14 protein-coding genes and 1 tRNA gene are annotated in these 12,573 nt (G+C 51.1%); 11 read left to right on the forward strand and 4 right to left on the reverse strand.

Annotation, left to right across the window (positions count from 1 at the left end; translation table 11 throughout):
- The first annotated feature begins 52 nt into the window (after nucleotides 1-52).
- The 6 genes from HZU75_RS09160 (at nucleotide 53) to HZU75_RS09185 (ending at nucleotide 5,425) form a co-directional block, all read left to right on the forward strand.
- Nucleotides 53-1,963 (forward strand): B12-binding domain-containing radical SAM protein, encoded by a 1,911-nt coding sequence (locus HZU75_RS09160; RefSeq protein ID WP_228028011.1) that lies wholly within the window; start codon nucleotides 53-55, stop codon nucleotides 1,961-1,963.
- 92 nt (nucleotides 1,964-2,055) lie between these two features.
- On the forward strand, nucleotides 2,056-2,274 hold the full coding sequence (locus HZU75_RS09165; protein ID WP_180305795.1) for a VF530 family protein: 219 nt from the start codon (nucleotides 2,056-2,058) through the stop codon (nucleotides 2,272-2,274).
- Between the two features lie 65 nt (nucleotides 2,275-2,339).
- Nucleotides 2,340-3,485 carry a response regulator gene (locus tag HZU75_RS09170; protein ID WP_180305796.1) on the forward strand — a complete coding sequence of 382 codons (1,146 nt, stop codon included), beginning with the start codon at nucleotides 2,340-2,342 and terminating at the stop codon, nucleotides 3,483-3,485.
- A 155-nt stretch (nucleotides 3,486-3,640) separates the two neighbouring features.
- The gene (locus HZU75_RS09175) at nucleotides 3,641-3,868 is read left to right on the forward strand and encodes a hypothetical protein (protein ID WP_180305797.1); all 228 of its coding nucleotides are present in this window, start codon (nucleotides 3,641-3,643) and stop codon (nucleotides 3,866-3,868) included.
- 269 nt (nucleotides 3,869-4,137) lie between these two features.
- Complete coding sequence (locus tag HZU75_RS09180; protein WP_180305798.1) at nucleotides 4,138-4,926, forward strand: adenylate/guanylate cyclase domain-containing protein; 789 nt, start codon at nucleotides 4,138-4,140, stop codon at nucleotides 4,924-4,926.
- Nucleotides 4,927-4,933: 7 nt separating this feature from the next.
- Nucleotides 4,934-5,425, forward strand: a complete 492-nt coding sequence (locus HZU75_RS09185) for a nucleoside deaminase (protein ID WP_180305799.1) — start codon at nucleotides 4,934-4,936, stop codon at nucleotides 5,423-5,425.
- 62 nt (nucleotides 5,426-5,487) lie between these two features.
- On the opposite strand, the gene HZU75_RS09190 is transcribed toward HZU75_RS09185, so the two are convergent.
- Nucleotides 5,488-6,141 (reverse strand): thiol:disulfide interchange protein DsbA/DsbL, encoded by a 654-nt coding sequence (locus HZU75_RS09190; protein ID WP_180305800.1) that lies wholly within the window; start codon nucleotides 6,139-6,141, stop codon nucleotides 5,488-5,490.
- Between the two features lie 54 nt (nucleotides 6,142-6,195).
- Nucleotides 6,196-6,870: an SPOR domain-containing protein gene (locus HZU75_RS09195; RefSeq protein WP_228028012.1), complete on the reverse strand. Its 675-nt coding sequence runs from the start codon at nucleotides 6,868-6,870 to the stop codon at nucleotides 6,196-6,198.
- A 270-nt stretch (nucleotides 6,871-7,140) separates the two neighbouring features.
- On the opposite strand from HZU75_RS09195, the gene HZU75_RS09200 reads away from it, so the two are divergent.
- The 4 genes from HZU75_RS09200 to HZU75_RS09215 all read left to right on the forward strand — a co-directional run bounded on the left by HZU75_RS09200 (nucleotide 7,141) and on the right by HZU75_RS09215 (nucleotide 9,462).
- Nucleotides 7,141-7,216, forward strand: a tRNA-Thr gene (locus HZU75_RS09200).
- Nucleotides 7,217-7,377: 161 nt separating this feature from the next.
- The gene (locus HZU75_RS09205; protein WP_180305802.1) at nucleotides 7,378-7,632 is read left to right on the forward strand and encodes a hypothetical protein; all 255 of its coding nucleotides are present in this window, start codon (nucleotides 7,378-7,380) and stop codon (nucleotides 7,630-7,632) included.
- 112 nt (nucleotides 7,633-7,744) lie between these two features.
- A complete protein-coding gene (locus tag HZU75_RS09210; protein WP_180305803.1) occupies nucleotides 7,745-8,191 on the forward strand; it encodes a LexA family protein in 447 nt (148 codons plus the stop codon).
- Nucleotides 8,188-9,462, forward strand: coding sequence for a Y-family DNA polymerase (locus HZU75_RS09215; RefSeq protein ID WP_180305804.1), 1,275 nt, complete (start codon nucleotides 8,188-8,190; stop codon nucleotides 9,460-9,462). The genes HZU75_RS09210 and HZU75_RS09215 overlap by 4 nt, the downstream gene beginning before the upstream one ends.
- A 5-nt stretch (nucleotides 9,463-9,467) precedes the next feature.
- On the opposite strand, the gene HZU75_RS09220 is transcribed toward HZU75_RS09215, so the two are convergent.
- Both HZU75_RS09220 and HZU75_RS09225 read right to left on the reverse strand, forming a co-directional pair.
- Complete coding sequence (locus HZU75_RS09220) at nucleotides 9,468-10,208, reverse strand: substrate-binding periplasmic protein (RefSeq protein WP_180305805.1); 741 nt, start codon at nucleotides 10,206-10,208, stop codon at nucleotides 9,468-9,470.
- A gap of 164 nt (nucleotides 10,209-10,372) precedes the next feature.
- Entirely contained in the window at nucleotides 10,373-11,668 is a 1,296-nt protein-coding gene (locus HZU75_RS09225) for a tryptophan--tRNA ligase (protein WP_180305806.1), read from the reverse strand.
- 160 nt (nucleotides 11,669-11,828) lie between these two features.
- Here HZU75_RS09225 and HZU75_RS09230 point away from each other — a divergent pair, with 160 nt between their 5' ends.
- Nucleotides 11,829-12,572: a hypothetical protein gene (locus HZU75_RS09230; RefSeq protein WP_180305807.1), complete on the forward strand. Its 744-nt coding sequence runs from the start codon at nucleotides 11,829-11,831 to the stop codon at nucleotides 12,570-12,572.
- The last annotated feature ends 1 nt before the right edge of the window (nucleotide 12,573 follow it).

Here is a 12,573-nt window from a genome sequence, read left to right on the forward strand (position 1 = left end):
CGTGTAAAATAAGCCCGCGTTGCCTTTTTGCACGCGGGTTTTGTGAGTGCCAATGACTGCTTTTCGTGTTTTATCGCTAATCCCTCCCATGACGCAATTGAATACGCCGTATCCGTCGACGGCGTATATCACCGGCTTTTTACGCTCTGAGGTGGGTGGGCGGCTGGATGCGCGGCAGGAAGATTTGGCGCTCGCGCTGGTTCTGCGCCTGTTTTCGCGTCAAGGTTTGGCCGAAATTCGCGACGCGGCGAGTAAAATCCCCGCGCGCAAGCAAAGCCATCAGGTGCAGCATTTTCTGCTGAACTTCGATCATTACGACGCGACGATCACGCCGACCATCGCCTTTTTGCAGGGGCGCGATAGTACGGTGAGTCATCGCATCGTCAGCCGTGCTTTTCTACCCGAAGGCGCGCGCTTTGCGCCGATTGACGCGTACACCATCGACGATAACGAAGACACGATGGCTTGGGCGTTTGGTGCGCTCGGCACGCAAGACCGCGCCCGCCATTTGGCGACGATGTATCTGAATGACTTGGCCGACGTAATTCGTGATGCGATTGATCCGCGCTTTGAATTCGTGCGCTACGCCGAATCGCTGGCAATGTCGCAGCCGAATTTTCAGCCACTCGCCGCCGCGCTGGCCGCGCCACACAATCTGGTCGACGCGACTTTGCACGATTTAAGCTTGGCGGCTGTTGCCAAGCATCAGCCGAATCTGGTGCTGATTTCAGTGCCATTCCCCGGTGCGGTATACGCCGCTTTCCGAATTTCACAAAGCATCCGAGGGCAATATCCCGAGATTAAAATCGCGCTGGGCGGTGGTTTTGCAAATACCGAATTGCGCGAGCTGACCGAGCCGCGCGTGTTTGATTACTTTGATTTTGTCACGCTCGACGACGGCGAGCGCCCGCTGTTGGCGCTGATCGACCATTTGCAGGGCAAACGCTCGCAGCAGCGTTTGGTGCGCACCTTTATCCGTGAAGATGGAAAGGTCAAATACATTAACCTAATGGAAGCCGACGTGCCGTTTTCCGACGTCGGTACGCCAACATGGGATGGCCTGCCGCTTGATCGCTACCTGTCATTACTCGATATGCTGAACCCGATGCACCGCCTGTGGTCGGATGGACGCTGGAATAAGCTGACGATTGCGCACGGCTGCTATTGGAAGAAATGCAGCTTCTGCGATATTACGCTCGACTATATTTCTCGCTATGAAACGACGACGGCTGAAATGCTGGTCGATCGCATCGAGGCGATTATCGAAGAAACAGGTCAAACGGGTTTCCATTTTGTCGACGAAGCCGCGCCGCCAAAAATGCTGCGCGCGCTGGCCGAGGAGCTGCTGCGCCGCAAAGTGTCGATTTCGTGGTGGGGCAATATCCGCTTTGAAAAATCGTTCACGCCAGAGCTGTGCCAATTGCTCGCCGATAGCGGCTGTATCGCGATTTCGGGCGGGCTCGAAGTGGCATCGGATCGCCTGCTGAAATTAATGAAAAAAGGCGTATCAGTCGATCAGGTCGCGCGCGTGACCTATGGTTTTGCCGAAGCCGGGATTTTGGTCCACGCCTATTTGATGTACGGCTTTCCAACGCAAACGGTGCAAGACACCGTCGATGCGCTCGAATACGTGCGCCAGCTCTTCGAGCACGGCTGTATTCAATCGGGCTTTTTCCATCGCTTTGCCTGTACCGTGCACTCGCCCGTGGGCAAAAATCCGGAAGAATACGGCGTGGAGCTGATTCCGCTGCCGCCAGTGAGTTTTGCCAAAAATGACGTCGGCTTTATCGATAAAACGCCGATCGACCATGATTTAATGGGGCAGGGGCTGAATAAAGCCTTGTATAACTTCATGCATGGCATTGGTGTGGAAGAAGACGTGCGCGCTTGGTTTGATTGCAAAGTGCCGCGCCCGACGGTGCATCGCCACTTTATCGAGCGAGCGTTACAAAGCCGTGGCTAGGCTGCGGGCTGTGTATTGGGCAAAAGGCATTATCCAGAAACAACTAGCCAGCTATACCAATGTGGGTATGGTTGGTCTCAAGGCAGGGCTGTATGACTACACCGCAAAAAAATAATCCGCAGCACGGCATTACGCTAGAGCAAATGCTGACCGATTTGGTCGAGCATTTCGGCTGGAAAGGGCTGCATAAACAGATTCCGCTGCAATGCTTTTTCAACGAGCCGTCGATTAAATCCAGCCTGAAATTCTTGCGCCGCACGCCGTGGGCGCGCGCCAAGGTTGAGGAGTTGGATGCAAAGATGCGACGTTAGTCTCAGCTTGTATTTCTTGCAATTTGTCAAAAATAAAATGTGTGTATGGCTAGGGGGCAAATTGCATGAATGAGGCAGTAAAACCAAGCATTTTGATTGTGGATGACGAGGCGTTAACAAGAAAAGTCATCGCGCAATATTTGCAAGCTCAGTTTGAGGTGGTAGAAGCGGTTGATGGCGCAGATGGGCTGAACAAAGCGCGCGAGTTGATGCCTGTGGCCGTCATCGCCGATGTGAATATGCCAGGCATGAATGGATTTGCTTTGTGCAAAGCCATTTGTGATGACTTTGAGCTATCCGACATCCCGGTCATGTTGATGTCGGCCGAAGAAAACACCGACGAACTATTAAAAGTCTACGATGTGGGCGGGCAAGGTTTTATTACCAAGCCAATTAATCATAAATTGCTGCTGTCCCGTATCGCTCACATGCTGCAAATCTGTCGTGGTTACGAGCAGCTGAAAACCCAAATCCACGCCGCCACCAGCACTGCCTTCACGGTCATGAGTAATATGAGTGAAATTGGCATGGTGATGGAAATGCTTAAATCCCTCAATTATTGCCATACTCCGGGTGACTTGGCGCATCAGGTACTTGCCGCGCTACAACGCTTTACGCTGGATGGTGTTGTTCAGCTGGATACCGAGCCAGAGCCGCTGGTTTTGAATGTACGTGGCGAAGCGTCTGGGGTGGAGCGGGCGATTTTGCTGCAAATGGCAAAAATGGATCGGGTGGTTCAATATCGTTCACGCTTGTCGATTAACTATCCCCATGTGAAATTAATTGTGAACAATATGCCAATCACCGATGAGGCCTTGTGCGGCCGCTTACGTGACCATTTGGCCATTTTGATTGAGGCGGCCGAGGCTAGATTCGAGGCGATTAATGTCAAAGCCAATTTGCTGGCAACCCAGAATCGGCTGGAAATCATGCGCTCGATTCAATCGCTGACGGGTGCTTTGTTGGAGATTGATCACCAGCAGCGCGAAGGTAAGGCGATCCGGTCCGTGCTATTAAGTGATGTATTGATGGAGCTGGAGCAATCTTTATCCGCCTTTGGTTTGACCGATAACCAAGAAGAAAACTTGCTTAATATTGTGCGCGCCGGTTGGGATAAGATCAGCGCCACCTATGAGGATGAGTCCGTTTTGCAAGATAAACTAACCCAGATTGCGCAAACCCTGAAAATGTCACTGGAGCAATCGGCATAATTTTTTGAGCGGGTGGCTGGGAGGAAAAAAGCGGCTGAGGGCCGTTTTTTACGTGTATAGGACATGTACATATTCACACAAAATGTAATTCGACTACGTAGTAAATTGGCGTATTATACAGTCATAAACTACACAAATGACCCAAGGAGTGAATCATGTTAATGCTGATTTCATCACTAATCGAACGATTTTCAGGTGCTAGCTACGCATTGCCAGTGAATACTCGCGTGAATGTAGTGAATCAATTTGGCAACGAGCGCTACGATGGCCGCGTGTTAAAAGTTGAGGGCAACCGCGCCCGGGTTTGCTGGCCAAAAGGGGTTAAAACCGATGAATATCTGAGTGATCTGGTGCCGATCGACGAAGATGTCCGGTTTCAATAAGCCAGATCAATGTAGCGCTTGCTAAATGAGTGCTAGCTAAATCTAAGCCACTGTGATTGCTGCAGTGGCTTTGTTTTTTGTACCGGCTAAAAGGTATTGATCAGGATATTAGATTGCGTCTAATTCAAGAGCATATACCCTGTGGTGTATTCGGTGCGCAGAGCGTCGCTAGTTGTAAGCAAGAATGTAAAAAAGCTTTTAGTCTAGGCCGTCAGCGCTTATGATCAGCATTCCATCTTTGATCATTGATAATGTGCGATTGATCTAATATGCCCACCTACAAACCTCGCAGCGCCGATTATGTGCGCACCGAAATCGACGGCCAGCGGCGTAAATTACTGAGCCGACGGGCCTTTGACCAATTCAATGCTTCGGTGCTCGGCCTGGGGGATTTGACGCTCGAATCCAAGCCGACCGACGCGATTGCGGCGGTGTTTGATCTGGAAGGTTTTACCCAGTTTTGTAATCAGATTGACCCGCATTTATCAGTACCCAGTTTTTTGCATCCATTTTTAACTTGGTTGATGGCCGAGCTGCGCAATGAGATGAAGCAAAAAGATGAAGAAGAGGGGGTGGCACTCTGGTGCCCATTGCCATTCTTTACCAAGTTTCTCGGCGATGGCTTATTGGTGATCTGGTCGAGTAAGGGCTTATCGCAAGCGGCGATGCGCAATGTGATTGCCAGCGCTTGGAGTATTTGCAAAAAATATCAGCATGACTTTTTACCCTCGCTGAAATCGCGCGTGGCCGAGCCGCCTAGTCGCCTACGGGTTGGCTTGGCGCGCGGTACGGTGTATTCGGTGGGTGAGGGTAACGATTACATTGGCTCGTGCATCAATATGGCTTCGCGCTTGCAAAAGCTGCCCAGCATCAGCTTTGCGTTTAACCGACGGGGTTTTGATCTGGAAGATGATCGCACCACGCCGTTTTTTACCGATCGCATCGTCACGCGGGAAGTCTCGGTCCGCGGGATTGGCGACGGGGAGCTGGTATGTATTCTGCGTAGTGAGTTCGAGAAAATGAAATCGGCTGATAAAAAACTCTATCGCGAGGTGTAGTCCGCTGATGTTTCGCGCTGTTGAGCATCCTCATCCTGATTTTATGTTGGCAGCGCTAGAGCAGGCCCGTTTGGCCTTGGCCGCCGGCAATTTGCCAATTGGCGCGGTGATTGTGCATGAAGGGCAAATCATTGCCCGTGCTCACAATGCCGTTGATGTGCCTGCCAACGATACCCAGCATGCGGAGCTATTGGCGATTCAAAGCGTGGCGCCTTTTTTGGCGGCACATAAACATCAATGCACGCTCTATACCACGCTAGAGCCCTGCATGATGTGTCTGGGCGCCATCATCAATGTTGGCATCGATGCGCTCGTCATTGGAGCTGCAGATACGTGGGTGGGGGCTTTGGGCTTGTTGGCGCATGGGGACTACTATCGCTACAAAGCTGAGTCCTTGGTGGTGAGTCAGGGCTTTATGGAGCAAGAATCCCAAGCGCTACTCAATGAATATGTGCAGCGCAAAGGTATACGGCAGCATTTGGCACAAAGCCTAAAATAGGCTACTGAATAAACAATAAAAAAGCCACCGCATGCGGTGGCTTTTTCTGTAGGGCGATAAGTTTATTTTTTCGCTTTAGCTGCTGTCGGGGCTTTGTTTTTCGCCAGTAATTCGTTGATCACTTTGGTGATGGTATCGTCTTCGCGGCCCACCATCGATGGGCTAGTCACCCATTTACCATTGACGATAAACATCGGCACGCCATCAACTGCATAGGTTTTGGTCAGCTCACTGAGCTTGTTGAGCTGGTTTTTAGTAGAGAAACCATTGTAGTTGGCTTTAAATTTATTAACGTCGATACCTTGTTTTTTCACCCAGTCAAATAGTACGTCTTCCTTACGTAGCTCGATGCGGTCTTGCTGAATGGCTTTGAATACGGCCATTTGATGCTTTTTGGTTAAGCCCATAGCTTCGAGTGCGAGGAAAATCTTTGCATGACCTTCCATGTCATTGCGGCCATCCCACATTACATGCACACGGCGGAAATTAACATTGGCTGGCAGTTTGGCTTCCCAAGCTTCTACTGATGGCTCAATCGCAAAGCAGTGTGGGCAGCCATACCAGAAAAACTCAATTACTTCTTGTTTGCCTGCCACTGCGATAGGTTGAGGCTGTGCTAGTGGCTTGTAATCTTTACCTTCGGTAAAGGCGTGCGCGCCCGTAGCGGCCAACAAGCTGGCAGTGACCACAAAAGTTTTAATCCATTGTTTTAACATCTTCGGCTCCAGTCAGACTTGAGGGCAGGTCAGCGCCTGCCGGCTTTAAAAGGCTTAGTTCACTTTAATAATCGTGCTATCGATACCGTTATTTTTAAGCAAATTACGGGTGCGCTCCAGATCGGCTGGGTCGGTAAATGGCCCTACCCGGACACGATGCCAAACCCCTTTTTCAGGAACATCAGTCGTCTGGATGCGAGACTCAATCCCTAATAAGGCCAATTTGGCTTTTAGGTTATCGGCATCGTTTTCATTTTGGAAGGCGCCCACCTGCAGTAAGCCAGCCTTTGGTGCTGCTGCGCTAGAAGCTGCAGAGGCGCTCGGCTTCGGTTTGGCGCTGGTGCTTGGCTCTTTAGGGGCTGCGTTCGTTTTTTCGCTGGCTTCCGGCAGCATTTTGTAAAAATCGAATCGATCTTCACTGGCGTTCACTGCTTCCGGTTTGCTGGCGGCTGGCACGACGGTTACGACAGGTACGGCATCTTTGCCATTGCCTGGTTGCAAGATTTCTGGCGCTGAGGTGGCGGTTTCCGGGCCAGAGGCGAGCATTTCATTTGGCGTTGCTTTCTCTTTACTAAATGGATTGCCGCTGTAGTTCAGATACAGCGCCACCGCGACAGCAATGCCAATACCGACAAACAGGCCAACTAGTAGCCCAGTTAATAAAGAGCTACCACCTGATTTGGAACCATTACTTGCGTTGGAACGACTGCTACTACGGCTTGACTTCATGTCGCGGCTCATACTTTCTCCGGTGCGCGAACCATTAAATAACTGCTTGAGCCGTGATTCTACCCCGCTGAATGGGCTTGTCCAGTTGAACAGTCCCAGTTGGCATTGGTTTGCATTTGAATTCACTATTTTGGCTACGCACAGCGGCGTGATCTGCTTTGAGTGGTGATTTGCACCACATTGCGCGTACTGCTCTGAGGCAGAAAAATGAAAAAAGTTTCATCAGGGGCTTGCGTAAATTTCTAGCTCAGGTAGAATGCGCAGCTCTTAGCCGATGTAGCTCAGTTGGTAGAGCACCTGACTTGTAATCAGGGGGTCGCGAGTTCGATTCCTGCCGTCGGCACCAAGAAAATTAAACCCCTGCAAATGCAAATTTGCAGGGGTTTTCTCATTTCTAGTCGCTATTTCCCACCCCTTACCCCTAATTGTTTTGCTCACACTGTCTCTAAGCGGCGGGGCTGGCTACGTATATGCTCACTACTGTTAAATAACTTTAGGTGATGCTCGATGCAATTTTTGGCTCTGCGTGTACGCAATGCGCTGCTGATGCACGGTTATGATGAGCAGCAATGTGAAATAACCGAGGCAATTGAGGGCGAGCATTTCGTGGAAAAACTAATTGCAGTGGCGCGCATTCAATCTGTTTCTGAGCAATATATTCTGGTGTCGTCCTCGCATGGGCGGATGTTGTATTGGGAATATGAAGGTGGTTTTAGTGCGCTAAGAACACGTCTCGCGGCTGCAGGTCTGCTGATCGATTAAGACAATGATGAGTTTTGCTGATGTATAGCTGCTAAACGGCGCAGCAAACTATTATCAGAAAAGAACGATCGTTCTATAATGACTAGATCTTATGCGGTAAAAAGGTCTAGCCATGGCAAGTTTTCTATCTGGCCCTTGGGCTGCCCAAGCCAGCCCAGTTTCATATGAATTACCCTTCATTGGCTCGGTATCGGCAGGGTTTCCATCTCCGGCGGCCGATTGGTCTGAGGAGCGGGTGGACTTAAACCTCCGCTATATTTCACACCCCGAGGCGACATTCTATTTCACCGTGTCTGGCGATAGCATGGTCAGCGTGAATCCGGAGCGCTCAATTCCTGATGGTGCCTTGCTAATTGTTGACCGAGCCTTAGCCGCGCAGCACAACGATATTGTGGTGGCGATCGTCGATAACGATTTTACCGTCAAGCGGCTATTTCAGCGGCAGCAACGGCTGGCCTTGCTGGCGGAAAATCCGGCGTATGCACCGATTATTTTGGGTGATGAGCAGGAGTTGGTCATCTGGGGGGTTGTGCGGGCGTGGATCGTGGAGGCGCGATGATTGCCCTAGTGGACGTCAATAATTTTTATGTGAGCTGCCAGCGCGTATTCGAGCCCCATTTGGTCGGCAAGCCCGTGGTGGTGTTGTCCAATAATGATGGTTGTATCATTTCACGTTCGGCTGAGGCCAAGGCGCTGGGTATTCCGATGGCTGCTCCTTGGCACCAGCTTAGCCAGTTTGCGCGTGCCCACGGTGTGATTGCCTATAGCAGCAATTATGCTTTGTATGCTGATATGAGTCAGCGGGTGATGCAGGTGCTGGCGCGTTTTAGTCCGCAGCAAGAGGTGTACTCGATTGACGAATGCTTTCTGGGGCTGCATGGGGTTCTTTCCGATCACACTGAGCTGGGTTTGCTGCTAAAACAAACGGTCTGGCGCTGGACGGGCTTGCCCATTTGTGTCGGGATTGCGCCGACCAAAACATTGGCCAAGTTGGCTAACCATATTGCTAAACAGCGCCCTGAGTTTGCCGGTGTATGCGAGTGGGAAAAATTGCCGGTTCAGCAGCGGCAACAATTCATGGCGACGATGGATGTGGGTGAGGTCTGGGGTATTGGCCGCAAACTCTCTGTACGATTGAAACAGGATGGTATACATACAGTTGCTGATTTGGCTGCCAGCCCTGCCGAGCAATTACGTCAACGCTACGGCGTAGTTTTGCAGCGCATTGTGGCCGAGCTCAATGGCTGTGCTTGCCTAGAGCTTGAAGAGGTCACGCCGGACAAACAGCAAATTTTATGCTCCCGCTCATTTGGTCAGCCGATTTTTAGCGAGCAACAATTGGCTGAGGCGATTAGCACCTATCTGGCGCGGGCGGCGGAAAAACTACGGCAGCAGAATTCGCTTGCAGGTGCCGTGGGGATTTTTATTCGCACCAACCCGTTTCGCCCTAATGAGCCACAATATCGTCAGCAAATGGTGTTGCCACTGACGCAACCGAGCAATGACACGCTGAAGCTCACCCGCATCGCGTTACGGATGTTGGCACGCCTTTATCGCTCCGGTTTTGCCTACGCGAAAGCGGGGGTGATGTTGACGCAATTGCAGCCCAAGACCGCGATTCAGGGGCATTTATTTTTGCAGACGGCCGACCCGATAAAACGGGCTGAGCTCAATGCCACACTGGACGCAATTAATCGGCGCTGGGGGCGTGGGGCAATCGGTTTGGCGTGTGCTGGGAATAAAAAGCCCGCGTGGGCGATGAATCAGCAACATTTGTCGCCGTATTGGACCACGCGTTGGCCAGATATTCCCGTTGCCTTGGCAAAATAACCCATTCAGGGTTTGAAGTAAGGCCGCCCGCGCTCGAGCGAGAGCTTATATTTTGTGGCTAGTTGCTCGTAAAGCTTCGAGTTTAAGGTTTGTGCTAAAGCTTGATTAAACCGTGCTTGCAATGAAGCATTGTGAAAAATCAGGCGATAGTGCGTGGGTGGAAAGAGGGCATAAGGGCAAATTGCGGTAGGTACCCGGTGCTGTAGCTGATTGAAATGCTGGAATATATTGATATCACTGACTGCCACATCGATACGCCCCAAAGCCAGCATCCGATTCAGTAGCTCTTGCTGTGCCAATTCCGTATAGCGGGTTTTGTCGCTGGCTTGTTTAGCAAACTCATCCCCCAGTAACTGGCTGGCATTATGAAATGCACCCACCTGATAGCGGGCTAAATCCGTCATCGAGGCCAGTTTGATTTGGCGCTCGCACAGCGTAATCGCCATGTTCTGGTAAACAATGTAGGGATTGGACGCATATTGCCCCGCAGTGCTGATATAGGCATCCAGTTTGCCTTGGTTAAACAGGTATTGCGCTCGTTTATTCGGCAAATGGTCAATGCTGATCTTGAGCCCAGCTTGCTGGAAAATCGCGCTAATAATCTCGTATTCAACGCCTGTGCGCTGTTCTGCGTCGATGTAGGGTAGTTTGCTTTCCCCAAGCCCGATGCGGAGCGTCGGCGCAGCCAACAGCGTGGCTGAGAGAGTCAAACCACAGAAACAGAGCAAGGTGTAGAGCCGGCGCATTGGGAAATAATAAGCAGTAACGTTGAAATGTTAATTTAGCATTTCTTGGCAGGCCTGCTGGAAAAGTATGTGGTAGGAGGCGGGCGAGAGATCGAATCGTTTTATGCGGTATTGCTGCGCAGACTTTATATTGATTGGTCTGCACAGCAATACTTGGCAGAGTATTAAGCTGCGTTCAATGCAGCTAGGGCATTGGCTAGCTCTTGCTGGTCAATTCCAGCGGCTAGTTGCACCGGGGCATCAGCGGTGAGAGCGGCAAGGCCTTCTTTTTTCAGCTTACCAACCCATTGCCCAGCGTCTTTACCAGAGGCAAAACCCGTGCTTTCGAGCAATAACTTGCCATGCGCATCGCTGAAGTTGAAGTAAAACTGACCATCATTCAGCCGGAATTGTTTGAAAACCGGCAACGCCACCTTAACGGCCTTTTCTTTCGCTTGCGGCAGCGCATTCATACGGCGTAGACCAACGGCTTCGCGCACTTCTTTGAGCAATGGTGCGGCAATCGCACGCGCTTTGGCTGCGCCAATTTGCAGCAATTCTTCAATCTGCTCTGGGTGCGCCATCAGCTCGGCGTAACGCTCGCGCATCGGGCCAACGTGGCTTTCGATCAGCTCGAGTAATTGTTTTTTCGCGTCGCCCCAGCCTAAACCCGCCACCAAGTCGGCGCGGAATTGTGCAGCTTGTTCTGGCGTAGCAAAGGCTTCATAAATCGTAACCAGATGACAATTGGGGTCTTTTGGCTCGCCGGGCAGCAGGCTGTTAGTCACAATGCGCGCGATCGCGTCTTTCAACGCTTTGCTGCCGCCTTCAAACAATGGAATCGTGTTGTCGTACGATTTGCTCATCTTGCGGCCATCCAAGCCTGGCAAGGTCGCAACTTGTTCTTCGATATGCGCTTCAGGCAAGACGAAAAACTCTTTGCCCGCACCGAACAGATGGTTAAAGCGCGCCGCCACGTCGCGCGCCATTTCAATGTGTTGAATCTGATCGCGCCCCACCGGCACTTTGTGCGGGTTAAATAGCAAAATGTCCGCTGCCATCAAAATCGGGTAGCAGAACAAGCCCATCGTGATGCCTGCATCGGGGTCTTCACCCGCCGCTTCGTTGATGTCGGTGCTGGCTTTGTAGGCGTGCGCGCGGTTCATCTGGCCTTTGGCGGTTACACAAGTCAGCAACCAGTTGAGTTCAGTGACTTCAGGCACGTCTGATTGGCGGTAGAACGTCACGCGTTCTGGATCAAGCCCGGCAGCCAGCCAAGTAGCGGCGATTTCAAGCCGCGAGCGCTCGATGCGGGCTGGATCATCGCATTTGATTAGCGCATGGTAGTCGGCCATAAAAAAGAAGCAATCGGTGTTGGCGGATTGGCTTGCCACAATCGCCGGACGAATCGCGCCGACGTAATTGCCCAAATGGGGGGTGCCCGTTGTCGTAATCCCAGTTAAAACCCGCGTGCTGCTCATTTGTATACCTTTCACAATTCGCCTAACAAAATTGCCGACAAGTCTAGCAGTACCCCGCGCGAATGTGTGTGTTTTGGCGCATTCCATGCAGGAATCTGGCGGATTTTATTACCGCTAGCTGAGATAGAATATGGTATTCATTCGTGATGGAGCATTTTCAGTGCAGAAAACAATGCAAACAGGGGTATTGCTGCTGTTACTGGCGATCTCTCCACCTCTTTTAGCCGCTCGTCAGGCGGTCTTGCTCAAGCCGGTCAAACCCAATCTTGCAGCGCAACTCTGTCCGCAAATTTCTCCACCGTGCGATGCGGCAGACACTCAACTGTTTCAAACGGCAAATCAGCGGCAGTTTTTGCTCGATAGCAGTAAACCTGCCCTGATAGAGTTGCTTGCGAGCAAACCGAGTATTCGGCTTGGCACTTATCTTGACCTTAGTGGCTATCAACATTCGTGGGCCTTTGAAGGCGCGACGATGTCGATTTATCCAGTGCTTTACCCTGTAGGTAAGGACGATTGGGCGATTGCGGTGCTAATGAGCGCAAGCTGGCCCTATTCTGGCGGAGGCGGATCAATTGATCTTGCTGATTTTCTGCCATTCTCTCCACGGCAGCAGCCTATTTCAGCCGATAATGCGTGGTATCAGTCAGTTCCGTTTGCCTGTAGCGAAATGATGCGCGCATGTTTTTTGGTCAATGGTAACGATGATTATGATAAATCGCCGCACTGTCATGACGAATATAGTGGTTCTTTACGAATAAAATACCCTGACAATCCGCTACCCAATAGAGCCGATTGGACTTTTATTTGGTCTGAATATCGCTGGCCTGCCCATGTTCCAAAGACACAGGCTGAACGACACCAAAAAAAACTCAAGTTACCGGCGCAAGTATGTTCAGTGCCTTAAT

Origin of the sequence: Chitinibacter fontanus (genome assembly GCF_013423785.1) — a bacterium.
GTDB classification, from domain to species: domain Bacteria; phylum Pseudomonadota; class Gammaproteobacteria; order Burkholderiales; family Chitinibacteraceae; genus Chitinibacter; species Chitinibacter fontanus.

Coding starts and splice junctions, on each gene's coding strand:
- HZU75_RS09160 (WP_228028011.1), top strand. CDS start 53: ATGACTGCTTTTCGTGTTTTATCGCTAATCCCTCCCATGACGCAATTG.
- HZU75_RS09165 (WP_180305795.1), top strand. CDS start 2,056: ATGACTACACCGCAAAAAAATAATCCGCAGCACGGCATTACGCTAGAG.
- HZU75_RS09170 (WP_180305796.1), top strand. CDS start 2,340: ATGAATGAGGCAGTAAAACCAAGCATTTTGATTGTGGATGACGAGGCG.
- HZU75_RS09175 (WP_180305797.1), top strand. CDS start 3,641: ATGTTAATGCTGATTTCATCACTAATCGAACGATTTTCAGGTGCTAGC.
- HZU75_RS09180 (WP_180305798.1), top strand. CDS start 4,138: ATGCCCACCTACAAACCTCGCAGCGCCGATTATGTGCGCACCGAAATC.
- HZU75_RS09185 (WP_180305799.1), top strand. CDS start 4,934: ATGTTTCGCGCTGTTGAGCATCCTCATCCTGATTTTATGTTGGCAGCG.
- HZU75_RS09190 (WP_180305800.1), bottom strand. CDS start 6,141: ATGTTAAAACAATGGATTAAAACTTTTGTGGTCACTGCCAGCTTGTTG.
- HZU75_RS09195 (WP_228028012.1), bottom strand. CDS start 6,870: ATGAAGTCAAGCCGTAGTAGCAGTCGTTCCAACGCAAGTAATGGTTCC.
- HZU75_RS09205 (WP_180305802.1), top strand. CDS start 7,378: ATGCAATTTTTGGCTCTGCGTGTACGCAATGCGCTGCTGATGCACGGT.
- HZU75_RS09210 (WP_180305803.1), top strand. CDS start 7,745: ATGGCAAGTTTTCTATCTGGCCCTTGGGCTGCCCAAGCCAGCCCAGTT.
- HZU75_RS09215 (WP_180305804.1), top strand. CDS start 8,188: ATGATTGCCCTAGTGGACGTCAATAATTTTTATGTGAGCTGCCAGCGC.
- HZU75_RS09220 (WP_180305805.1), bottom strand. CDS start 10,208: ATGCGCCGGCTCTACACCTTGCTCTGTTTCTGTGGTTTGACTCTCTCA.
- HZU75_RS09225 (WP_180305806.1), bottom strand. CDS start 11,668: ATGAGCAGCACGCGGGTTTTAACTGGGATTACGACAACGGGCACCCCC.